This window comes from Methylobacterium sp. TK26 (assembly GCF_055361565.1).
In genome coordinates this window covers 4307620-4329436 of sequence record NZ_CM143965.1, presented here as the reverse complement: position 1 = coordinate 4329436, position 21817 = coordinate 4307620, and the positions used below count along the sequence as shown (strand labels likewise).

At 71.6% G+C, this 21817-nt stretch carries 17 protein-coding genes and 1 tRNA gene; 12 read left to right on the top strand and 6 right to left on the bottom strand.

What is annotated here, in order from left to right:
• Positions 1-141: 141 nt before the first annotated feature.
• From ACXJ1Y_RS21035 to ACXJ1Y_RS21000, 8 genes are all read left to right on the top strand, one after another.
• Entirely contained in the window at positions 142-1347 is a 1206-nt protein-coding gene (locus tag ACXJ1Y_RS21035; RefSeq protein ID WP_463848022.1) for a glycosyltransferase family protein, read from the top strand.
• The gene (locus ACXJ1Y_RS21030; protein ID WP_463850190.1) at positions 1344-2603 is read left to right on the top strand and encodes a glycosyltransferase; all 1260 of its coding nucleotides are present in this window, start codon (positions 1344-1346) and stop codon (positions 2601-2603) included. Before ACXJ1Y_RS21035 ends, ACXJ1Y_RS21030 begins: the two co-directional genes overlap by 4 nt.
• On the top strand, positions 2600-4465 hold the full coding sequence (locus ACXJ1Y_RS21025; RefSeq protein ID WP_463848021.1) for a glycosyltransferase: 1866 nt from the start codon (positions 2600-2602) through the stop codon (positions 4463-4465). The genes ACXJ1Y_RS21030 and ACXJ1Y_RS21025 overlap by 4 nt, the downstream gene beginning before the upstream one ends.
• Positions 4447-6303: an ABC transporter ATP-binding protein gene (locus ACXJ1Y_RS21020; protein WP_463848020.1), complete on the top strand. Its 1857-nt coding sequence runs from the start codon at positions 4447-4449 to the stop codon at positions 6301-6303. The genes ACXJ1Y_RS21025 and ACXJ1Y_RS21020 overlap by 19 nt, the downstream gene beginning before the upstream one ends.
• Positions 6303-7172, top strand: a complete 870-nt coding sequence (locus ACXJ1Y_RS21015; protein WP_463848019.1) for a hypothetical protein — start codon at positions 6303-6305, stop codon at positions 7170-7172. Before ACXJ1Y_RS21020 ends, ACXJ1Y_RS21015 begins: the two co-directional genes overlap by 1 nt.
• A 179-nt stretch (positions 7173-7351) precedes the next feature.
• Positions 7352-9199: an ABC transporter substrate-binding protein gene (locus ACXJ1Y_RS21010; RefSeq protein ID WP_463848018.1), complete on the top strand. Its 1848-nt coding sequence runs from the start codon at positions 7352-7354 to the stop codon at positions 9197-9199.
• A complete protein-coding gene (locus ACXJ1Y_RS21005) occupies positions 9196-10212 on the top strand; it encodes an ABC transporter permease (RefSeq protein WP_463848017.1) in 1017 nt (338 codons plus the stop codon). Before ACXJ1Y_RS21010 ends, ACXJ1Y_RS21005 begins: the two co-directional genes overlap by 4 nt.
• Complete coding sequence (locus ACXJ1Y_RS21000; protein ID WP_463848016.1) at positions 10209-11354, top strand: ABC transporter permease; 1146 nt, start codon at positions 10209-10211, stop codon at positions 11352-11354. The genes ACXJ1Y_RS21005 and ACXJ1Y_RS21000 overlap by 4 nt, the downstream gene beginning before the upstream one ends.
• A 4-nt stretch (positions 11355-11358) precedes the next feature.
• Here the strand turns inward: ACXJ1Y_RS21000 and ACXJ1Y_RS20995 are convergent, their stop codons facing one another.
• Both ACXJ1Y_RS20995 and ACXJ1Y_RS20990 read right to left on the bottom strand, forming a co-directional pair.
• Complete coding sequence (locus ACXJ1Y_RS20995; RefSeq protein ID WP_463850189.1) at positions 11359-13509, bottom strand: sensor histidine kinase; 2151 nt, start codon at positions 13507-13509, stop codon at positions 11359-11361.
• Positions 13510-13633: 124 nt separating this feature from the next.
• Positions 13634-13963, bottom strand: coding sequence for an Rdx family protein (locus ACXJ1Y_RS20990; RefSeq protein WP_243958228.1), 330 nt, complete (start codon positions 13961-13963; stop codon positions 13634-13636).
• A gap of 165 nt (positions 13964-14128) precedes the next feature.
• Between ACXJ1Y_RS20990 and ACXJ1Y_RS20985 the strand changes: the two genes are divergently transcribed.
• The 3 genes from ACXJ1Y_RS20985 (at position 14129) to ACXJ1Y_RS20975 (ending at position 16670) form a co-directional block, all read left to right on the top strand.
• Positions 14129-14203 (top strand) — tRNA-Val (locus tag ACXJ1Y_RS20985).
• A gap of 134 nt (positions 14204-14337) precedes the next feature.
• Entirely contained in the window at positions 14338-15870 is a 1533-nt protein-coding gene (locus ACXJ1Y_RS20980) for an acyl-CoA carboxylase subunit beta (protein WP_243958226.1), read from the top strand.
• A gap of 53 nt (positions 15871-15923) precedes the next feature.
• On the top strand, positions 15924-16670 hold the full coding sequence (locus ACXJ1Y_RS20975) for an ABC transporter substrate-binding protein (protein ID WP_463848015.1): 747 nt from the start codon (positions 15924-15926) through the stop codon (positions 16668-16670).
• Positions 16671-16692: 22 nt separating this feature from the next.
• Here ACXJ1Y_RS20975 and ACXJ1Y_RS20970 read toward each other — a convergent pair whose 3' ends face one another.
• Positions 16693-17145: an ABC transporter ATPase gene (locus ACXJ1Y_RS20970; RefSeq protein ID WP_463848014.1), complete on the bottom strand. Its 453-nt coding sequence runs from the start codon at positions 17143-17145 to the stop codon at positions 16693-16695.
• A gap of 48 nt (positions 17146-17193) precedes the next feature.
• The gene (locus ACXJ1Y_RS20965) at positions 17194-18111 is read right to left on the bottom strand and encodes a metallophosphoesterase (RefSeq protein WP_463848013.1); all 918 of its coding nucleotides are present in this window, start codon (positions 18109-18111) and stop codon (positions 17194-17196) included.
• 165 nt (positions 18112-18276) lie between these two features.
• On the opposite strand from ACXJ1Y_RS20965, the gene hemC reads away from it, so the two are divergent.
• On the top strand, positions 18277-19200 hold the full coding sequence (gene hemC / locus ACXJ1Y_RS20960) for a hydroxymethylbilane synthase (RefSeq protein WP_463848012.1): 924 nt from the start codon (positions 18277-18279) through the stop codon (positions 19198-19200).
• A 4-nt stretch (positions 19201-19204) separates the two neighbouring features.
• On the opposite strand, the gene ACXJ1Y_RS20955 is transcribed toward hemC, so the two are convergent.
• On the bottom strand, positions 19205-20281 hold the full coding sequence (locus ACXJ1Y_RS20955) for a phytoene/squalene synthase family protein (RefSeq protein WP_463848011.1): 1077 nt from the start codon (positions 20279-20281) through the stop codon (positions 19205-19207).
• Positions 20262-21782, bottom strand: a complete 1521-nt coding sequence (locus tag ACXJ1Y_RS20950) for a phytoene desaturase (RefSeq protein WP_463848010.1) — start codon at positions 21780-21782, stop codon at positions 20262-20264. The genes ACXJ1Y_RS20955 and ACXJ1Y_RS20950 overlap by 20 nt, the downstream gene beginning before the upstream one ends.
• Between the last annotated feature and the right edge of the window lie 35 nt (positions 21783-21817).

Sequence of the window (21817 nt, the reverse complement as noted above, 5' to 3'; positions counted from 1 at the left end):
GGAGAGAACGGTTCCGAGCCCGTTAACGATGGGATTCGAAGGACCGTCACACTTGTGCAGCACGGATGTGGCTGCGATGGTCCGACGCATCGCGGGATGGGGCGCGTGTCGCCGGGCTGGGGAATGGGGTCAACGTCCGCCTTGCGCGTCCTGATCTACAGCCACGACACGTTCGGCCTCGGCCATCTGCGGCGCTCCCGGGCGATCGCCCACGCCCTCGTCGCCGCCTGCCCCAATGCGCAAGCGGTGATCGTGTCGGGATCGCCGGTGGTGGACCGCTTCGCCTTCGCGCGGGGCGTGCGCACGGTGCGCCTGCCCCCGGTGACGAAACTCTCCGACGGCAGCTATGCCAGCGCCGGCCCCGCGACCCTCGCCCGCACGGTGGAGGACCGCTCGGCGGCCCTGATGCGCACGGCCGAAGCCTTCCGCCCCCATGTGGTGATCGTGGACAAGGAGCCCGCCGGCTTCCACGGGGAGATGCTGCCCGTGCTCGAACGGGAGGCGGCGCGCGGCACCAAGCTGGTGCTCGGCCTGCGCGATGTCCTCGACGAGGCCGACCGCCTCGCCCCCGAATGGGAGCGCAAGGGCGCCGTCGAGGCGATGGACCGCTTCTATGACGAGATCTGGGTCTACGGGCTCGGGCGCATCCATGAGCCCCTGGCGGGGCTCGCCCTGGCGCCCGACCTCGCGCGGCGGATCGGGAACCGGCTCGTCTACACGGGCTACCTGCGCCGCGAGCTGCCCGAGGCGCGGGCCGACCGCCGGGAGCCGGCGGTGGCGGCGGGACCGTTCCTCCTCGTCACGCCGGGCGGCGGGGGCGACGGCGCGGGGCTGATCGACTGGGTGATCGCGGCCTACGAGGCCGATCCCGGCATCCCCCTCCCCTGCCTCGTGGCCTTCGGGCCGTTCCTCGACGCGGCGATCCGGGGGGGATTCGACCGGCGCATCGCGGCGCTCGGCGGCCGGGTCTCGGCCATCACCTTCGACAGCGAGATCGAGGTGCTGATGCGCAAGGCGGCGGGCATCGTCGCCATGGGCGGCTACAATACCTTCTGCGAGATCCTGTCCTTCGACCGCCCGGCCGTGCTGGTGCCGCGCACCGAGCCCCGGCGGGAACAGGCGATCCGGGCGCTGGCCGCCGAACGGCTCGGCCTCGTGCGGGTGCTGATGGAGGAGGACGGGCGCGATCCGCTGCGCATGGCGGCGGCGTTGCGCGCGGTGCCCGGCCAGCCCGAACCCTCGCGGGTGGTGGTGCCGGGCCTCCTCGACGGGCTCGACGCGGTGGTGCGCCGCCTGCACCACCTCGTGCCGGAGGATGCCGAGACGCCGTGCCGGGCGATGTCATGAGCGGCCCGCGCATCGCGATCGTGCTGAAGGGCTATCCGCGCCTCTCCGAGACCTTCATCGCGCAGGAGATCCTGGCCCTCGAGAAGCAGGGCCTCGCCCTCGACATCTGGTCCCTGCGCAAGCCCACCGACCGGTTCCGCCACCCGATGCACGCGGCGATCCGCGCGCCCGTCGCCTACCTGCCCGAATACCTGCGCGACGATCCCGCCCGGGTGCTGCGCGGGCTTCTCTGGGGATGCCGGCAACGGGCGTTCCCGGCGCTCGTGAGAACCTTTCTGCGCGACCTGCGGCGGGACCCCACCGCCTCGCGGCTGCGGCGGCTCGGGCAGGCGTTGGTGCTGGCCCGCGAGGCCGGGCCGGCGGTGGCCCATCTCCACGTCCACTTCCTGCACACGCCCGGCAGCGTCGCCCGCTACGCCGCCCTGCTGACGGGCCGGTGCTGGAGCTTTTCCGCCCACGCCAAGGACATCTGGACCACGCCCGAATGGGAGCTGTCCGAGAAGCTCGCCGATGCCGCGTGGGGCGTGACCTGCACCCGCGACGGGCTCGCACGCCTCGACGCCCTCGGGCCGGGCCGCACGCGGCTCGCCTATCACGGGCTCAACCTCGCCCGCTTTCCCGCGCCGCCCCCGCCCCGCCCCGCCCGCGACGGGCGCGACCCGGAGGCGCCGCTGCGGCTGCTCTGCGTCGGGCGCCTCGTGGCGAAGAAGGGGCATGACGACCTGTTCGCGGCGCTCGCCGCCCTCCCCGCCGACCTGCACTGGCGGCTCGACCTGATCGGCGGCGGCGAGTTGCGCGGCGCCCTGGAACGGCTCGCCCTGGAGCGCGGATTGCAGGGGCGCGTCGCCTTCCGGGGCGCCCTGCCACAGCCGGCGATCATCGACGCGATGCGCGAGGCGGACCTGTTCGTGCTGCCGACCAAGCCGGCCGCCGGGGGCGACCGCGACGGGCTGCCGAACGTCCTCATGGAGGCCGCGAGCCAGGACCTGCCGATCCTGGCCACGGCCTTCGCCGGCACGCCGGAATTCCTGACCGATGGAATCCACGGCATCCTCGTCCCGCCGGGCGAGCCCGACGCCCTGGCGGAGGCGATGCGCACCCTCTTCGCCGATCCCGAGGGGCGGCGACGCCTCGGACGCGCGGCGCGGGCGCGCCTCGTGCAGGACTTCTCCGAAGAGGCGGGCATCGCCCTCATCGCCGACGCCCTGGCCCGTTCGGCCGGGATGGCGTCGCCCGTCCGCGAGGAGGCCGCGTGAGGATCCTTATCGCGGTCACGCATCTTCTCGGGGCGGGGCATCTCACCCGCGCCGCCGCCCTCGCCCGCGCCTTCGCCGCCGCCGGGCACGAGACCGTTCTGGTCTCCGGCGGAAGCTCGGCGCCGCTGGTGCGCCTCGACGGCGTGCGCCTCGTGCAGATGCCGCCCCTGCGGATCGAGGGGTTCGACTTCGCCCGCCTCATCGGCCCCGATGGCGAACCGGCCGGAGAAACCCTCCTCGCCGAGCGGCGCGAAATCCTCCTCGCGACGCTCCGCGAGAGCGCGCCGGATGCCCTCGTCACCGAACTCTTCCCCTTCGGCCGGCGGGGGCTCGCGCCCGAATACCTCGCCCTGGTGGAGGCGGCCCGCGCCCTCGACCCCGCGCCGCTGATCCTGTCTTCGGTGCGCGACATCCTCGTGCCGCCCGACCGCCCGGCCAAGGTCGCGCAGGCCCATGCCCGCGTGGCTGCCCTCTACGACGCGGTGCTCGTCCACGGCGACGAAACCCTGGCGCCCCTCGACGCCTCCTGGCCGGTTGATGACGCGGTGCGGCCGAAGCTCCGCTACACCGGCTACGTGGACGAGGGCGCCGCGATCCCGCCGCCGGGCGAGCGCGCGGGCATCCTCGTCGCCGCCGGATCGAGCGCGGCCGGGCTCGGCCTGTTCCGCGCGGCCGTCGGCGCAGCGCGGATGCGGCCCGATCTCGGCTGGCGGCTCCTCGTCGGGCACGGCATCCCGGACGCGACCCTTGCCGCCCTGTCGGAGGGCCTGCCCGCCGGCACGGTGATGCGGGCGCGGGCCGATTACCGGGCGCTGCTCGCGGGCGCCCGCGTCTCGGTGAGCCAGTGCGGCTACAACACCGCCGTGGACCTGCTCGTGACGGACACGCCCGCCGTGCTCGTGCCCTTCGAGGCGGGCCGCGAGACCGAGCAGCGCCTGCGTGCCGAACGCCTCGCCGCGATGGGCCGCGCGCGGATCGTCCCGGAGGAGGCGCTCTCGCCCGACACGCTGCTGGCGGCCGTGCTCGCCGCGCCGCCCCTCCCCGAGGGCCCGCGCCCCGCCCTCGACGGGGCGGCCCGCACCGTCGCCCTGGTGGAACGGCTTCGCCGCGAGCGCGCCTTCGCCCGCCTGCGCGACGCCCTCGACCGGGCGGACGAGGTGCGCCTCTGGTGGCGGGACGACGACGCGGTGGCCGCGACCCCCGCCCTGGACCGCCTGCTGGCCCTCGCGGGCTCCCGCCCGGTCCTGATCGCGGCGATCCCGGCGCGGATCGAACCGTCGCTCGCCCGGCATCTCGCCGGGGTTCGCACCCTCCGTGTCGGCGTGCACGGCCTCGCCCACGACAACCACGCCCCGCCCGATGCGAAGCCCGCGGAGTTCGGCCCGCACCGGCCGCTGGCCACCCTCCGCGAGGAGGCGGCCCGCGCGCTGGCCCTCGCGCGGGCCAGGGTGCCGCGCGAGACCCTGCTGCCGGTCTTCGTGCCGCCCTGGAACCGGATCGCCCCCGATCTCGTGGCCGACCTGCCCGCCCTCGGTTATGCCGGCCTCTCGGCGGCGAAGGGTCCGGGAGGCGCCGCCCTCGACGTGATCGACTGGCGCGGCACCCGCTCGCTGCGCGACCCCGCCGCCCTGCTCGCGACCCTCACCGCCCATGCGGAGAGCGGGAGCGGGGCGCCGCTCGGGCTGCTCACCCATCACCTCGCCCATGACGAGGCGGTGTGGGCGTTCCTCGCCGAACTGCTGACCTTCCTCGATCACCCGGCCGTGCGCTGGTGTGATCCTTGCGACCTGTTCCCGTCGCCTGTGGACGCCGGAGTCCCGGCGCCTATGTCCCCGGCGGACGAATGGCCGAGGGCCGGGTGAGCGCGCTCCTGTCGATCCGCGACCTCGCTGTCGCCTTCCGTACCGAGACCGGCCGGTTCGAGGCCCTTCATGGGCTGTCGCTCGATATCCGGCGGGGCAAAACCCTCGCGCTGGTGGGCGAATCCGGCTCCGGCAAGTCGGTGACGGCGCAGGCGATCCTGCGCATCCTCCCGCGATCCGCCGAGATCAGCCGGGGGCAGATGCTGTTCGAAGGGCCCGACGGGACGGTCGACCTCGCCCGCCTGCCGGAGGACGGCCCGGCCATCCGCGACATCCGGGGCCGGCGGATCGCGATGATCTTCCAGGAGCCGATGACCTGCCTGTCGCCGCTTCACACGATCGGCGATCAGATCGGCGAGGCGTTGCGCGTCCATACCGGCGCCGACCGGCGGGAATCGGATGCGCGCACGGAGGAGGCCCTGGCGAAGGTCGGCTTCCCCGATCCGAAGCGGGCGCTGAGGACCTACCCGTTCGAACTCTCCGGCGGCCTGCGCCAGCGGGCGATGATCGCCATGGCGCTCATCATGCGCCCGGCGCTCCTCGTGGCGGACGAGCCGACCACCGCGCTCGACGTCACCACCCAGGCCCAGATCCTCGCCCTGCTCGGCAAGTTGCAGGACGAGACCGGCATGGCGATCCTGCTCATCACCCACGATCTCGGGGTGGTGGCCAACATCGCCCACGACGTGGCGGTGCTCTACCGGGGCCGCTTGGTGGAAGCCGGCCCCAAGGACGAGGTGATGCGCCGGCCGGGCCATGCCTATCTCAAGGCGCTGATCGAGGCGGTGCCGCGCTTCGACATGGCGCCGGGCGAGCGCCTGACGCCGATCCGCCCCGCCCGCGCGACGATCCCGCCGACGCGGGAGGCGCCCCCCCTCGCCGGCCCGATCCTGCAGGTGGAGAAGGTCAGCAAGACCTTCACCCTCCGCGCCGGGCGGCTCTTCGCCAGCCCGCGCACGGTGCGGGCGGTGTCCGACGTGTCCCTTACCCTTCAAGGTGGACGCACCCTCGGGCTCGTGGGCGAATCGGGCTCGGGCAAGACCACCGTCTCCAAGATGGTCATGCGGGCCATGCCGCCCGATGGCGGGCGCATCCTGTTCGATGCCGGTGACGGCCCGAAGGACGTGAACGCGCTGAAGGGCGATGCCCTGTTCGCCTATCGCCGCAACGTCCAGTTCGTGTTCCAGGACCCCTACGCCTCCCTCGATCCGCGCATGACCGTGCGGCAGATCCTGTCGGAGCCGATGGAGATCCACGGCGTGCCGCAGCCGAAGCGGAGCGAGCGCTGCCGCGAGCTGATGGCGATGGTCGGCCTGGAGGATTCCGCCCTCGGCCGCTATCCGCACGCCTTCTCCGGCGGCCAGCGCCAACGCATCGGGATCGCCCGCGCGCTGAGCCTCGAACCGCGCCTCCTCGTGCTGGACGAGCCCGTCTCGGCCCTCGACGTGTCGGTGCAGGCGCAGATCCTGAACCTGCTCAAGGATCTGCAGCAGGCGCTGGGCCTGTCCTACCTGATCGTGTCCCACAACCTCGCGGTGGTGGACTACATGGCCGACACGATCAGCGTCATGTGTCGCGGGCGCATCGTGGAGGAGGCCGACAGGGCCACCCTGTTCCGCGATCCGGTCCACCCCTACACGAAGGCGCTGCTCGCCGCCGTGCCGGACCCGAGCCTCGACCATCCCCTCGATTTCACGAAGGTGACGGGCGAGGCGTCGGACCCCGCGCGCTGGCCGAAGGGTTTCGCCCTCGCGCCTCAGGAATCCGGGATCATGATGCAAGTCGAGCCGGGGCATTGGGCCCGCTACCGATCCGAAGCCGAGCGGAACGCCGCCTGATGCAGCCGCGCCCGCCCATCGTCCTCGAACGCCTGCGCCGGAAGGTGCTCGGGCCGCTCTTCGACCGCCTCGGCTACGATCTCGTGCCCGCCGCGCCGGATTGGACCCATCGCCCCACCTCCCCGCGCGAGGTCGGGCGCCTGCTCGATGCCGCCGCCGAGATCCTGCACACCGATCTGCGCGCCTCCGGCCTGACACCGGAGGAGGATGTCCGCGCCCTGGTGGAGCGGTTCTGGCACCTCATCCCCGAGGCGCCCGTGCGCCAGCGAAGGGGCGGCAGCGGCTTCAACGGCGCGCTGCAACTCTACGTGGCGATGCGGGTGCTGCGGCCGGATTTCGTGATCGAATCCGGCGTGTTCCGGGGCCTGACCACCTGGGTCATCCGGCAGGCCCGCCCGGAGGCGCGGATCTTCTGCCACGACCCGGACCTGTCGGGCCTGCAATACCGCGACGCCGGGGCGCGTTACAGCCGCGAGGATTGGTCCCGCGCCGACTGGTCGATGCTCGATCCGGCGCGGACGGTGGCCTTCTTCGACGACCACGTCTCCCAGGCCCGCCGGGTGGTGGAGGCGCATGTGCGCGGCCTGACCCGCCTGCTGTTCGACGACGACGTGGCGGCGCACCGCATCCACGCCCATGGCGGCCCGGCGCATCCGACCATCGCGATGATCACCGCCCTGGATGCGAGCCCCGAGCCGATCCGCTGGACCCGCAACGGCCGCCCCTTCGAGCAGCCGGCCGGGGACGCGGAGGCGCGGCAGGCCGGCGACCTGATCCGCCGCGCCCACGCCTTCGACGACATGCACCGCGCCACCGGCTACTCGCCGGCCCGGCTGACCTACGTGGAATTGCACGGGGGCGGGCCGTGAGGGGAAGAAAGCCACTCGTCTCCCATCCTGTCCCTCACCCTGAGGTGCCCGCCTCGGCAAGCCTCGAAGGAGCCCTCCAGAAGTCTCCGCGATCCCTGGAGGCCTCCTTCGAGGCGGCTTCGCCGCACCTTAGGATGATGGGATGGGTGGGATCGGCGGCTGTCTCACGCCGTGCCGTGATGGCGGCCCTTGCCGGCGCCGCGTTTCTCCCCCGCCGCGCCCTCGCCGAGGACGCCCCCGCGCCGCCCGCCACGCCCCTCGTCGCGGACCTCGCCGCCCGGGGCAGGCGCCTCGGCAAGCAGGGCGGGACGATCCGCACCCTGATCGCGAAGGCGCGGGATGTCCGCTACCTCTCTGTCTACGGCTACACCCGCCTCGTCGGCTACGATGCCGGCCTGACGCTCCAGCCCGACGTGCTGGAGCGGATCGACGTAGAGGGCGGCCGCTTCACCTTCACCCTGCGGGACGGGCACCGCTGGTCGGACGGGCAGCCCTTCACCAGCGAGGACTTCCGCTATTACTGGGAGGACGTGGCCAACCAGAAGGAACTGAGCCCCGAGGGGCCGCCGGCCTTCTTCCTGGTCGACGGCACGCCGCCGCAGGTCGAGTTCCCGGATGCACGGACCATCCGCTACACGTGGCCCCGGCCGAACCCGATGTTCCTGCCGGCGCTCGCCGCCCCCCGCGACCCGCTGATCTACCGGCCGGCGCATTACCTGAAGCCGTATCACCCGCGCTACGTCGGCAAGGAGGCCGCCGAGGCCAAGGCGAAGGGGCTGAAGCTGCGGAGCTGGGCCGCCCTGCACAACCGGCTCGACGACAATTACGAGCTGATGAACCCGGATTGCCCGACGCTGCAGGCGTGGGTGCCGCGCACCCGCTCCCCGGCGACGCGCTTCGCCTTCGAGCGCAACCGCTCCTATCACCGGGTCGACGCCGCCGGGACGCAACTGCCCTACGTGGACCGCATCGTGATGGACGTGGCCTCCTCCGGCCTGCTCGTCGCCAAGACCAACGCGGGCGAGGCGGACCTGATGTTCCGGGGCCTCATGATGCCGGACATCCCGAGCCTCAAGGAGGGCGAGAAGGCCCACCATTACCGCACCAACCTCTGGCCGGTGGCCCGGGGCTCGGAGATCGCCCTCTACCCGAACCTGACGACGGTCGATCCGGTCTGGCGCGCCCTGAACCGGGACATCCGCTACCGGCACGCGCTCTCGCTGGCGACCGACCGGCGCACGCTCAACAACACCCTGCTCTTCGGCCTCGGCACCGAGGGCAACGACACGATCATCCCCGATTCGCCTCTCTACGCGCCGGAGATGCGAAGCCTCAACGCGGGCTACGATCCGGCGCAGGCGAACCGGCTCCTGGACGAGGCCGGGCTCGACCGGCGCGACGGCTCGGGCATCCGCCTCCTGTCGGACGGGCGCCCGCTGGAGATCGTGGTGGAGAGCGACGGCGAGGCCGGCGAGATCCTCGACGCCCTCACCCTCATCGCGGAGTTCTGGCGGGAGGTCGGCATCCGCCTCGTCACCAAGCCGCAGGAGCGCACCAACCTGCGCCGCCGCTCCATCGGCGGGCTGACGGTGATGGTGGCGGCGCAGGGCCTCGACCTCGCGGTGCCCACCGCGATCATGCCGCCGACCGAACTGAGCCCCGCCCAGCCCGACCATTATGCCTGGCCGCGCTGGTCGATGAACGTCGAAAGCCGGGGCCGGAGCGGCGAAGCCTGCGACGTGCCGGAGGTGCAGCGCCTGATCGACCTCGACCGGGAATGGCGCCACACCGACGACGCGGCCCGGCAGGGGGCGATCTGGCGCGAGATGCTGATGAACCACGCGCGCAACACCTGGGTGATCGGCACGGTGGCGGGGGCGTTGCAGCCGGTCGTCACCGCCGACCGGCTCGTGAACCTGCCGGCCAAGGCGCTCTATTCCTGGGAGCCCACGGCGATGATCGGCGTGCAGCGGGTGGACGAAGTGTTCTGGGACGAGGCCATGGACAAGCGGGCCGAGGGGCGATGATCGGCCTGATCCTCCGGCGTCTCCTCACCATGGCGGTGACGCTGCTCATCATCTCCGCCCTGGTCTTCTTCGTCATCAAGCTCCCGCCGGGGGATTACCTGACGAACCGCATCATGGAATTGCGCGCCACCGGCGAGGCGGGCTCCGTGGCCAAGGCGGAACTGCTGATCCGCCAATACGGCCTCGACCGGCCGGTCTGGGAACAATACCTGATCTGGGTCGGGCTGATGCCGGGGCCCGCCGGCTTCTCCGGCCTGCTGCAGGGCGACTGGGGCTGGTCGTTCGAATACGACAAGCCGGTGGCCGACGTGGTCGGCGATGCCCTGTGGCTGACGCTGCTCGTGAACATCACGGCCGTGATCTTCGTCCACCTCGTGGCGATCCCGGCGGCGATCTACTCGGCCACGCACCGGTACACCTGGGGCGATTCCGTCGTGACCGTGCTCGGCTATGTCGGCCTCGCCGTGCCGGGCTTCCTGCTGGCGCTGATCCTGCTGTTCTACGCGAACCGCTGGTTCGGGCTTTCCATCGGCGGCCTCTACGACGCCTCCCTCACCAACCGGCCCTGGGACGGGGAGAAGATCCGCTCGCTCGCCGCCCACCTCATCGTGCCGACCCTGGTGATCGGCCTCGGCGGCACGGCGGCGATGATCCGCCGGATGCGGGCGAACCTGCTCGACGAACTCGCCAAGCCCTACACAGTGACGGCCCGCGCCAAGGGCATGGCGCCGACGCGAGCGCTGCTGAAATATCCGTTCCGCATGTCCCTGAACCCGTTCGTGGCGGATATCGGCAACCTGCTGCCGCATCTCGTCTCGGGCTCGGTGCTGGTCTCGCTGGTTCTCAGCCTGCCGACCGTCGGGCCCTTGCTGCTGGAGAGCCTGCGCAACCAGGACCAGTTCATGGCGGGATTCATCCTGATGTTCGTGGCCGCCCTGACCCTCGTCGGGATGCTGATCTCGGACCTCGCCCTGGTCTGGCTCGACCCGCGCATCCGCATGGGCCTGCGATGACCGGCACCCTGGACCGCCCGCATTTCGTCGATCCGGCGCCCTTCGCCCCCGACGACCGGGCCGAGTCGCCCGCCGGCTCGGCCTCCGCGTGGCGGCTCATCGCGCGCAAGTTCCTCCGCCACCGGCTGGCGGTGTTCTTCGCGCTGGTCCTGCTCGTCCTCTACGCCCTCATCCCCTTCGTGGAGATGATCGCCCCCTACGGGCAGGCGCGACGGGACAGCGACTTCCTCTACGCGCCGCCGCAGGGGGTACATCTGATCCATGAGGGCCGGTTCGTCGGCCCCTTCGTCTACCCGTACCGCGCGCAGCTCGACCTCGACACGTTCCGCCGGAACTACGTGACCGACACGGGCAACCCGCAGCCCCTGCGCCTCCTCTGCCGGGGCGACGGCTACGATTGGCTCGGCCTCGTCCACACCGATCTGCACCTCGTCTGCGCGCCGGAGGGCGGAACCCTGTTCCTGCTCGGCACCGACCGGCTCGGACGGGACCTGTTCTCGCGGGTCGTCTACGGCACCCGCGTCTCGCTCACGATCGGCCTCGTGGGCGTGGCGATCTCCTTCGTGCTCGGCCTCCTCTTCGGGGGCATCGCCGGCTATTTCGGCGGCCTCGCCGACGCCGCCGTGCAGCGGCTGATCGAGATCGTCCGCTCAATCCCCGAACTGCCGCTGTGGCTCGCCCTCTCGGCGGCGCTCCCCGCGAACTGGAGCCCGCTCCTCATCTTCTTCGGCATCACGGTGATCCTCGGCCTACTCGACTGGCCGGGCCTCGCCCGCGCGGTGCGCGGCAAGCTGCTGGCGCTGCGCGAGGAGGATTTCGTGCAGGCGGCCGAACTGATGGGCGCCTCGCCCGCGCGGCTCATCGGACGCCACCTGATCCCGAACTTCATGAGCCACCTCATCGCCTCGGCGACCCTGTCGATCCCGACGATGATCCTGGGCGAGACGGCCCTGTCGTTCCTCGGCCTCGGCCTGCGCCCGCCCGTGACGAGCTGGGGCGTGCTCCTCAACGAGGCGCAGAATCTCGCGGCGGTGCAGCTCTACCCGTGGCTGCTCCTACCGGTGGTGCCGGTCCTGGTGACGGTGCTGGCCTTCAACTTCGTGGGCGACGGCCTGCGCGACGCCGCCGACCCGTACAACTGACCCCTCACCCGGCGAGCGGCAGGGGGGCGATGCGGGCCGGCGCAGCGACGGTCTTGCGCTCCAGCAAGCCCGGCGGCGGGACCGGCGCCTCGATGGTGCAGACGACGCCCCCCGGCTCGTAGGAGAGGTTCACCTCGCCCGCCAGTTCCCGGGCGAGGCTGCGCTCGATGAGCCGCGAGCCGAAACCGGTGCGGGTGGGCTTCTTCACGGGTGGGCCACCGCTCTCGCGCCAGCGCAGGAGAAGCGTGATCTCCTCCCCGCGCCGCACGGCCCATTCGATGTCGATGGTGCCGGCATCGTTCGAGAGCGCGCCGTACTTCACGGCGTTGGTGCCGAGTTCGTGCAGGGCCATGGCGATGGACAGGGCGAGCCGCGGCGGCAGGCGCAGGGGCGGCCCCTGGACATGGAAGCGCGACGAGCCGGTGCCGCCGCCGTCGAGGGGGCGGATCGCGTCGGCCACCACCGCCGACAATTCCGCGCCGTCCCAGCTTTCCTTGGTGAGCACGTCGTGGACGCGGGCCAGCGCCAGGAGACGCGCCTCGAAGGCGGCGCGGGCGGTCTCGGCCTCCGGCCCGTCGAGGCCGCGCAGGGATTGCGTCGCGATGGATTGCACCGTCGCCAGGGTGTTCTTCACCCGGTGGTTCAACTCGTGGATCAGCAGGAGCAGATGCTCCTCCGCGAGCTTGGCGTCGGTGATGTCGACGTTGCAGCCGGTATAGCCGAGGAAGCGCTGGCCGTCGTCGAGACGCGGCACGCCCTCGCAGCGCAGCCAGCGCACGGCGCCGGTGCGGTCGATGATGCGGGTCTCCATGCGGAACGGCCCGCGCGCGGCGAAGGCGTCCTGGAAGGCTGCCCGGAACACGTCGAGGTCGTCGGGGTGGATGATCCGCTCCCAGCCCGCATCGGCCAATGCCTCGGCGGGCATCCCGAACAGGTGGTCGAAATGCAGGTTGGCGAAGCTGACCTCGCCGGTCTCGTCGGTCATCCAGATCAGGGCCGGGGCGGAATCCGCCATGTGCCGGAAGCGCGCCTCGCTCTCCTTCAGGGCCGAGAGGCCGCGCCGCGTATCCTCGAGGGCGCGGTCGCGCTCCTCCTCACGGGTGCGGATCCGCAGGGAGGCGTCCGAGAGGACGGTGGCGAGGCGCTGGATCTCGTGGACCGGCGAGGCCACGCGGGGGATCGCCTCACCCCGCGCGAGCGCCGGCCCGGAGGCCGCGAGGTGGCGCAGCGGGCGCGTCACCCGCGACCATAGGCTCACCGCCAGGACCGAGGAGGTCGCCAGCACGAGGAGGCCGAACCCGGCGAAGGCCCAGACCCAGCGCCGCACTCGCGCATCCACGATGGTCTGCGGGATGCTCGTGCCGACGGTCCAGCCGGTGAGGCGCGAGCGCGCCTCGATCACCACGACCGGGCGCCGCTGCCGGTCCTGCCCCTCCCAGACGCCGGACGTGCCGGTCTGGGTTTGCCGCAGGGTCGAGAGGCGCGGTTTGCCCACCACCGAGGTCGGATCGGGCAGGCGCGCCAGCACGGTGCCGCTGCGATCCGAGATGCCGGTCGTCCAGCCCTGCACCACCTCCCGCGCCAGGATACCCTGCAGCCGCGACAGGGGGACGGTGAAGCTGAGGATGTAGGCGACCTCGCCGTCCACGGTGACGGGAACGCCGACCGCGTAGCTCGCATCGTCCGCGCTCACCGCCGGCACGTAGCCGCTGACCAGGGCGCGGACCTGCCCCTTGGCGAGCTCCGCGTCGATCGGCAGGGGCGCCACCGGCAGGGGCGCGCCGCGCGGCACGCCGGTGTTCACCACCTCCTGGCCGTTGGGCCGGCGCAGGAGCACGTCGAGGTCGAGGGAGCCGCGCACGAGGCGTGCCTGCGAGTCGAAGGCCGAGAAGTCGCCGTCCTTCAGGCGCGGCGAGGTGGCCAGCGTCTGCAGCACGGAGACGAGGCCCGCCACGTCCCTGTCGAGGGAGAGGCTGATGCCGCGCACGTTCTCGCGGGCATCCTGCTCGAACCGCGCCCGCTCGGCGGAGGCGTAGCGCATCAGCAGGATCGCGGTGAACAGCAGGCCGGGGCCGATCAGCGCGACGACGAGGGCCACGAGATAGACCTGGGTCGAGAACCCGTTGCGGCCGAAGCGATAGAGACGGCGGGACAGCCATGTGCCGCGCCGCTGGGGCGGGCTCTGCGGCGGGGCGCGTTCCCGATCGAGGCGCGGGCTCACGGGCTGCGTGCTCCCGGCCTCCGGCGCCTTATGCGCCCCTCCGCATTCGGAACCATCATCACCGGTCGATATGGCCGAGATCGCGGGCCGGGTCGAGCCGGTCGCGCACGCGCTGCTTGAGGGCCTTCACATCCGGGAAGCCGCCGTCCTGCACACGTTCCCACAGGAGATCGCCATCGACCTCGATGCGGAACACGCCGCCCTTGCCGGGCCGGAGGGCGACCTCGGAAAGGTCGTCCTTGAAGGTGGAGAGGAGTTCCTGCGCCATCCAGGCCGAGCGGAGGAGCCAGTTGCACTGGACGCAATAGGTGATGGCCACGCGCGGCCGACGCGTCGCAACCTCGGCAGTGCCCTCCCCCGGCACCGGACCCGTTCCACCCTGATCCATGGTTCCACAGCGCACCCGACGGCGACGAAAGTCAACCACGGCCGTCAATCGGCGGATCCCGGCTTGACGGGGCGGGGGCGAGGGCCCTAGAAGCCGCTCATCCGGTCGCGGGCGGCCCAGAGCCCCCGCCTCCGCGCGGCGTCCGTGTTGCACGGGCTGCGGAACGGACGGTTAGCACAGCGGTAGTGCGTTCCCTTCACACGGGAAAGGTCGCAGGTTCGATCCCTGCACCGTCCACCACTTTCCTCCCCCATAAGACCCGTTTCAGATCTGTTTGCCGCGCCGTAGGCCCGTGCTAGAGCCGGCTCGACAGCAAACACTCAAGGTCGACCCGGGTGCACCGGGCGCCGGGCATGCAGGGGCGGACGACGATCATGAAGGACATCCTCGACAAACTCGCCGAGCGCCGGGACCAGGCGCGGCTCGGCGGCGGCGAGAAGCGTGTCGAGGCGCAGCACAACCGCGGCAAGCTCACGGCGCGCGAGCGCATTGAACTCCTGCTCGACCACGGGTCGTTCGAAGAGTTCGACATGTTCGTGCAGCACCGCTCCACCGATTTCGGCATGGAGAAGCAGAAGGTCCCCGGCGACGGCGTCGTCACCGGCTGGGGCACCATCAACGGCCGCACGGTCTTCCTGTTCTCGAAGGACTTCACGGTGTTCGGCGGCTCCCTCTCGGAGACGCACGCCGCCAAGATCGTGAAGGTGCAGGACATGGCGCTGAAGATGCGCGCCCCGATCATCGGCATCTTCGATGCCGGCGGCGCCCGCATCCAGGAGGGCGTGGCGGCGCTGGGCGGCTACGGCGAGGTGTTCCGCCGCAACGTCATGGCCTCGGGCGTGATCCCGCAGATCTCGGTCATCATGGGCCCCTGCGCGGGCGGCGACGTCTACTCGCCGGCCATGACCGACTTCATCTTCATGGTCCGCGACACGAGCTACATGTTCGTGACCGGCCCGGACGTGGTGAAGACCGTGACCAACGAGGTCGTCACCGCCGAGGAGCTCGGCGGCGCCAAGGTCCACACCACCAAGTCGTCCATCGCGGATGGCGCGTTCGAGAACGACGTCGAGGCGATCCTTCAGATCCGCCGCCTGCTCGACTACCTCCCCGCCAACAACACCGACGGCGTGCCGGAGATCGAGTCCTTCGACGACGTGAACCGTCTCGACATGTCCCTCGACACGCTGATCCCCGACAACCCGAACAAGCCCTACGACATGGGCGAGCTGATCCGCCGGGTGGTGGACGAGGGCGACTTCTTCGAGATCCAGGCGGCCTACGCCCGGAACATCATCACCGGCTTCGGCCGCGTCGAGGGCCGCACGGTCGGCTTCGTGGCGAACCAGCCCCTGGTGCTGGCCGGCGTGCTCGATTCGGACGCCTCGCGGAAGGCCGCGCGCTTCGTGCGCTACTGCAACGCCTTCTCGATCCCGATCGTGACCTTCGTGGACGTGCCGGGCTTCCTGCCGGGCACCGCCCAGGAATATGGCGGCCTCATCAAGCACGGCGCCAAGCTGCTCTTCGCCTACAACCAGGCGACGGTGCCGCTCGTCACCATCATCACCCGCAAGGCCTTCGGCGGCGCCTACGACGTCATGGCCTCGAAGCATGTCGGCGCCGACGTGAACTACGCGTGGCCGACGGCGCAGATCGCGGTGATGGGCGCCAAGGGCGCGGTGGAGATCATCTTCCGCAACGAGATCGGCGACCCGGACAAGATCGCCGAGCGCACCAAGGAATACGAGGACCGTTTCCTCTCGCCGTTCGTGGCCGCCGAGCGCGGCTACATCGACGAGGTGATCATGCCCCATTCCACCCGCCGCCGGATCGCCCGCGCGCTGGGCATGCTCCGCACCAAGAAGATGGAGCAGCCGTGGAAGAAGCACGACAACATCCCGCTCTGAGGGCGGTGCTCTTCGGCCTGCTCCTCTGGCTCGCCGCATGCGAGGGTACAGCCTTGGCTCAGGACGTCGCCCCGGAACTGGTCCGCGCCATCGCCCCGACGGGGACGCTGCGGGCCGCGATCAACTACGGCAACATCGTCCTGGCCCAGAAGGGGCCGGACGGTGAGCCGGCCGGCGTCTCGGCCGACCTCGCCCGGGAAATGGCGCGGCGGCTGAAGGTGCCGGTCGCCTTCACGACCTACGACACGGCCGGCAAGGTCGTGGACGCGGCCGGCGGCCCGGACGCCTGGGACATGGCCTTCCTGGCCATCGATCCGCAGCGGGCGCGGACCATCGCCTACACGCCGCCCTACGTGACCATCGAGGGGGCCTACATGGTCCCAGCCGCTTCGCCGATCACCGCGAACGAGCAGGTCGACCGCGCCGGGGTGAAGATCGCGGTCGGCCGGAACACCGCCTACGACCTCTACCTGAGCCGCCATCTCAAGGCGGCCGAGCGCGTCTTCGCGCCGACATCGGCCGAGGCCCTGGAAGTCTTCCGGCGCGACCGGGTGGACGTCGTCGCCTCGGTTCGCCAGCCGCTCGAAGCCTATGCGCGGGCCAACGCGGACGTGCGTATCCTGCCGGGCCGGTTCATGGTGATCGAGCAGGCCGTCGCCCTGCCGGCGGGACGGCCGGAGGCCCAGGCCTATCTCAGCCGCTTCGTCGAGGAGATGAAGGCGTCGGGGTTCGTCGCGGAGGCTCTCGCGCGGAGCGGGCAGCACGACGCCGCCGTCGCCCCCAAGGCCGCGCTTCCCTGACGGAGGGACGCGACCCGGAATCCTAGCTCTTGTCGCTGTGCTCGATCACCGCGCACAGCGTGAGCGGCCCCTTGTCGGGCGAGACCATCGACGAGCAGGTGACGAGCGCCCCGCCGAGATCGATGTTGCTGTGGCGCATCCGGCTCGCGGTCTCCTTGGCCTTGTGCGCGGCCTCGGTGATCGTCTTCGCATCGATGCCGGTGACGGCGTGGCCCGCCTTGCCGAAGGTGTCGTAATACGCCTCCGGCGGGTTCGCCCCCCGGTATTGCGCCCCCACCGACGAGAGCGCCGGAGCCCCGCAGGCGAGCGACATCGTCATGTCGGGGTTGACCGTGAAGGTCGCGTAATCGGACCGCTGCTGGTCGGTCTTGGCCCCGGTCTCGGCCGTCACCTTGGCGACCAGGGTTTCGCATTCGTCCGCCCGGGCGGATCCGGCCGCAAACAGGAGGATCGGGAGAAGGAAAAGCGCGCGCATCCCGCTAATCTAGCGCGCGCGGCTCGAAAGGGGATCGCCGGGGGCGCCTTAAGCGGTGCCCGGCTCCGGCGCGGATTGTCCCAGTTCGAGCAGTACGATCTCCGGTGGTACGCCGATGCGCACCGGAATGCGGCTCACGCCGAACCCGCCCGAGACGATGATGTGGCGCCCGTCTACGATGCGATGGCCGTAGGCCAGATCGTGCCCGTTCACCCGGCGGATGGCCGGCGAGCGGCCGAACAGGCGGATCTGCCCGCCATGGGTGTGCCCCGACAGGGTGAGCGCCACCCGCGACGGCACCCGGGGGAAGATGTTCGGCTCATGGGCCATCAGCAGAACCGGCGCGTCGTCCGTGACCTTGGCGAGGGTGCCGGGCAGGTCGGCGAGGGTCATGTGAAAATGGCCCTCGAACGGCTCCTGGTCGCCGAGGCCGGCGAGCCAGAACGGCTTGCCGTCCTTGGTGAGGCGCAGCACGTCGTTCTCCAGCACGGGGATGCCCCGCGCTTCCAAAAGCTTGCGGATGCGCGGCGTGCCGCCGAGCGCCGATTGCGTGGCCGGATCGTCCCACCAATCGTGGTTGCCGAGGATCGAGTAGGTGCCGAGGGGCGCGCGCAGGCCCTCCACGAGCTTGGCGAAATCCGACAGGGGCAGCGTCTGCCACGCCACCTTCCCGGCCGGGTAATCGCCCAGCATCAGGATGAGGTCGGGGCGCAGGGCGTTGGTGGCGTCCACGATCTCCGCCACCCGGTCGAACGGCATGAACGGCTCGCAGACGTGGAAATCCGCCAGCACCGCGATGCGCAGGGCCGGGCCGTCCTTCCAGCGAGGCAGGTTCGGCGCGTAGCGCGTCACCACGAGGCGGTGGAGGGGCTCGACCCCGAACCCGTAGACGCCCGTCGCCCCCATGATGCCGGCGGTCGCACCGAGACCGGTGAGAACCTGACGCCGACTCGGCAGGATCAACATGATTCCTGTTCGTCCTGTCCCATGGCACAGATGGCCCCGCCGGAGCGTATACGCGACCTTCGGTTGACGACGGCTGAACCGGATCGCTCAAGGTGATGGAAGCGTGGCATGGCCTTCTGTAAGGTCTCGCCGCCGCCCTGTCCGTGAGAAGCGACACATCCCACCATGCTGAACCGCCCCCTGCGCATCGGCACCCGCGGCTCCCCGATGGCCCTGGCCCAGACGGGCATGGTCCGCGACCGCATCGTCGCCGCCAATCCCGGCCTGGAGACCGAACTCGTCGTCGTCACCACCGTGGCCGACAAGATCCTCGACCGGCCGCTCTCCGAGATCGGCGGCAAGGGCCTGTTCACCAAGGAGCTGGAGCAGGCGCTCTACGCGAACGAGGTGGATGTCGCCGTCCATTCGATGAAGGACGTGGAGACGTGGCTGCCCGAGGGCCTCGCCATCGCCTGCATCCTCGAACGCGACGACCCGCGCGACGCCTTCCTCTCCCCCCATGCCGAGACGCTGATGGACCTGCCCGAGGGCGCGCGGGTCGGCACCTCGTCGCTGCGCCGGGCGGCCCAGGTGCTGATGCACCGGCCGGACCTGAAGGTCGTGCCCCTGCGCGGCAACGCCAACACGCGGATGCGCAAGCTCGAATCGGGCGAGTGCGACGCGACCCTGCTGGCGCTGGCCGGGCTTCAGCGCCTCAGCCTCGAAGCCATGGCCCGCAGCATCCTGCCGGTGGAGACCATGCTGCCGGCCGTGGCGCAGGGGGCGCTGGGCATCGAGTGCCGGGCGGACGATTCCGAGATCCGCGCGCTGCTCGCCCCCATCGCCTGCGAGACCACGACCACCGCCGTCGCGGCGGAGCGGGCGCTGCTCGCGGAGCTCGACGGGTCCTGCCGCACGCCCATCGCCGCCCTGGCGCGGATCGACGGGGGCCGGCTGCGCCTCGACGGGCTGCTGTTCCTGCCGGACGGGAGCCGCCATTGGGCCGCCTCCGGCGAGGGACCGGTGGAAGAGGCCGAGCGCATCGGCCGCGAGGCCGGCGCCGCGCTGAAGGCGCAGGCCGGCGACACCTACACGAAGCACCTTCAGTAGAAGGTCAGCGCGCGATCTCCGACTGCGCGGCGCGGGCGAAGGCCTCGCGCTCGCGCAGGCGCTCGATCAGGTCGAGGACGTGGAGGACACGGCCCCGCAGGTCCCACCAGGACGGCAGACCGCGCGGGAGGCGCGGCACCGGATGCGCGGCCACCGCCGCCACGAGGAACGCCGTCTGCGCCAGGGGCGGCAGGGCGAGGCCCGGCCCCACCGGGCGCGGCAGCGCGGCGCCGAGGGCGTGGCCGAGCTTGGCGACGCCGCCGATCCGCGCCCGGCGGGTCACGCTGTCATGGCCGTTGCGGCGCACCGCGAACCCGATCTGCGCGTAGATCCGCGAGGCCGCGCGAATCGCCGGGCGGCAGCGCGGCGGCAGGGCGGCGATGCCGGCCTCGGCGCGGGCATAGAGCCCGTCGGCCTCGGCGAGCAGGCGCTCCACCACCTCCGCGAGGGCCGGCGACGGGCGCGGGTCGGCGAGGAAGCGGTCCACGTCGAGGCCGGCTTCCGCCATCCAGTCGAGGGGCAGGTAGAGGCGGCCCATCCGGGCATCCTCGCCGACATCGCGGGCGATGTTGGTGAGCTGCATCGCCGCGCCGAGGTCGCAGGCGCGGGCCAGGGCGTCGGCGTCGCGCACGCCCATGATGAGCGCCATCATCGCCCCCACCGAGCCCGCGACGCGGGCGGCATAGGCGTGCAACTCGCCGAGGTCGGCGTAGAAGCGGCCTTCCGCGTCCCATTCCAGCCCCTCGACCAGGGCGAGGGGCAGCGCCTCGGGGATCGCGTGGGCATCGATCGCGCCGGCGAAGGCGCGGTCGGCCGGATGATCCGCCGGCTGGCCGGCATAGGCGAGGCGAATGCGCTCGCGCAGGCGGGCGACGGCGCGGTGCCGCCCATACGCCTCCCCGGCCTCGTCCACGAGGTCGTCGGCCAAGCGGCAGAAGGCATAGAGGGCGTGCGCCGGCTCCCGCACCGCCTGCGGCAGCAGCAGGCCGGCGGCGTGGAAGCTCTTCGAGCCGGCGCGGATCGCCGTCGAGCAGGCGGCGCGGTCGCCGAGGTGGATCGGTTCAGGCCGTGACACGGGCATCCGGCACCACGCGGTCGAGGATACGGGCGGAGGAGAGCACGCCGGGCAGACCGGCCCCCGGATGGGTGCCGGCGCCGACGAGGTAGAGGTTTTGCACCGCCGAGCGGTTGTGCGGCCGGAACCACGCGGATTGCGTCAGCACCGGTTCTAGGCCGAAGCCGGAGCCGCGATAGCTCAGGAAGTCGTCCTGGAAGTCCTGCGGCGTCGTGAAGAAGCTTGTGACGAGTTCGGCCTTGAGCCCCGGCAGGACGCTCTCTTCCAGCATCGCCTCGATCCGGCGGCGATAGGTCTCCCCCAGCGCCGCCCAATCCTGCCCGCCCGCGAGGTTCGGCACGGGGGCCAGCACGTAGAAGCAATCCTGGCCCGGTGGGGCGAGGCCGTCGTCGGTGGCGGTCGGCCGGTGGAGGTAGAGGCTCGCATCCTCCGCGAGCACCTTCCGGTCGAAGATGTCGGCCAGCAATTCGCGGTAGCGCGGCCCGAGCAGGATCGTGTGGTGGGCCACGTCCGGGTAGCGGCGGCGTGTGCCGAAATACCAGACGAACAGCCCCATGGAGGAGCGCGCCCGCTTCATGCGGCCGGGGCTCCAGCGCAGGGCCTTGGGCAGAAGCTTGCCCTGGGTGATCGCCGAATCGGCATTGGAGACGACGATGTCGGCGGGGATCGTTTCGCCGCCCGCGAGGCGCACGCCCCGCGCCGCGCCACCCTCCACGACGATCTCGGCCACGTCGGCGCCGAGGCGCACCCGGCCGCCCTGCCCCCGGATCAGCCGCACCAGCCCGTCCACGAGCTTGCCGGTGCCGCCCATGACGAAATGTACGCCCCAGCGCCGTTCGAGGTCGGCGATGAGGCAATAGACCCCGCTCGCCTTGAACGGGTTTCCGCCGATGAGCAGGGGGTGGAAGCTGAACACCGTGCGCAGCCGGTCGTCGCGGATAAAGCGCGAGACGACCGCATGCACGCTGCGGTGGCCGGAGAGGCGCAGGAGGTCCGGCGCGATCTTCAGCATCGCCCGCACCGAGCCGAAGGGGACGTGCCCCAGTTGCTCGAAGCCCAGCGCGCACACCTTTCGGGCATGGGCCATGAAGCGCTCGTAGCCCGCCACGTCGTCGGGGGAGAACCGGGCGACCTCGGCGCGCATCCGCTCAGGGTCGCCGCTGTAATCGAAGGTGGCGCCGTCGCTGAAGCGGATCCGGTAGAACGGGTCCATCGGCACCAGGGTCACGTCGTCGGCCATGCGCTTGCCCGCGAGCTGCCACAGCTCCTCGAACAGGAACGGCGCGGTGACGATGGTCGGCCCGGCATCGAAGGTGAAGCCGTCGCGGCGGTGGACGCGGGCCCGTCCGCCGGGCTGTTCCAGCCGTTCCAGCACCGTCACCCGGTAGCCCCGCGCGCCGAGCCGCACGGCGGCGGCCAGCCCGCCGAAGCCCGAGCCGATCACCACGGCGTGCGGCCGCGGATCGCTCGTGTCCCTCGACTCCGGTCTGGCCGCGAGTGTCAACATGACTTGACAGTGCCCGCCGATTTCACGCCGCGCAA

Coding starts and splice junctions, on each gene's coding strand:
- ACXJ1Y_RS20965 (WP_463848013.1), bottom strand. CDS start 18,111: ATGTTGATCCTGCCGAGTCGGCGTCAGGTTCTCACCGGTCTCGGTGCG.
- ACXJ1Y_RS20990 (WP_243958228.1), bottom strand. CDS start 13,963: ATGGATCAGGGTGGAACGGGTCCGGTGCCGGGGGAGGGCACTGCCGAG.
- hemC (WP_463848012.1), top strand. CDS start 18,277: ATGCTGAACCGCCCCCTGCGCATCGGCACCCGCGGCTCCCCGATGGCC.
- ACXJ1Y_RS21015 (WP_463848019.1), top strand. CDS start 6,303: ATGCAGCCGCGCCCGCCCATCGTCCTCGAACGCCTGCGCCGGAAGGTG.
- ACXJ1Y_RS21005 (WP_463848017.1), top strand. CDS start 9,196: ATGATCGGCCTGATCCTCCGGCGTCTCCTCACCATGGCGGTGACGCTG.
- ACXJ1Y_RS20950 (WP_463848010.1), bottom strand. CDS start 21,782: ATGTTGACACTCGCGGCCAGACCGGAGTCGAGGGACACGAGCGATCCG.
- ACXJ1Y_RS21030 (WP_463850190.1), top strand. CDS start 1,344: ATGAGCGGCCCGCGCATCGCGATCGTGCTGAAGGGCTATCCGCGCCTC.
- ACXJ1Y_RS20970 (WP_463848014.1), bottom strand. CDS start 17,145: ATGCGCGCGCTTTTCCTTCTCCCGATCCTCCTGTTTGCGGCCGGATCC.
- ACXJ1Y_RS21000 (WP_463848016.1), top strand. CDS start 10,209: ATGACCGGCACCCTGGACCGCCCGCATTTCGTCGATCCGGCGCCCTTC.
- ACXJ1Y_RS20980 (WP_243958226.1), top strand. CDS start 14,338: ATGAAGGACATCCTCGACAAACTCGCCGAGCGCCGGGACCAGGCGCGG.
- ACXJ1Y_RS20955 (WP_463848011.1), bottom strand. CDS start 20,281: ATGCCCGTGTCACGGCCTGAACCGATCCACCTCGGCGACCGCGCCGCC.
- ACXJ1Y_RS21020 (WP_463848020.1), top strand. CDS start 4,447: ATGGCCGAGGGCCGGGTGAGCGCGCTCCTGTCGATCCGCGACCTCGCT.
- ACXJ1Y_RS21010 (WP_463848018.1), top strand. CDS start 7,352: ATGGCGGCCCTTGCCGGCGCCGCGTTTCTCCCCCGCCGCGCCCTCGCC.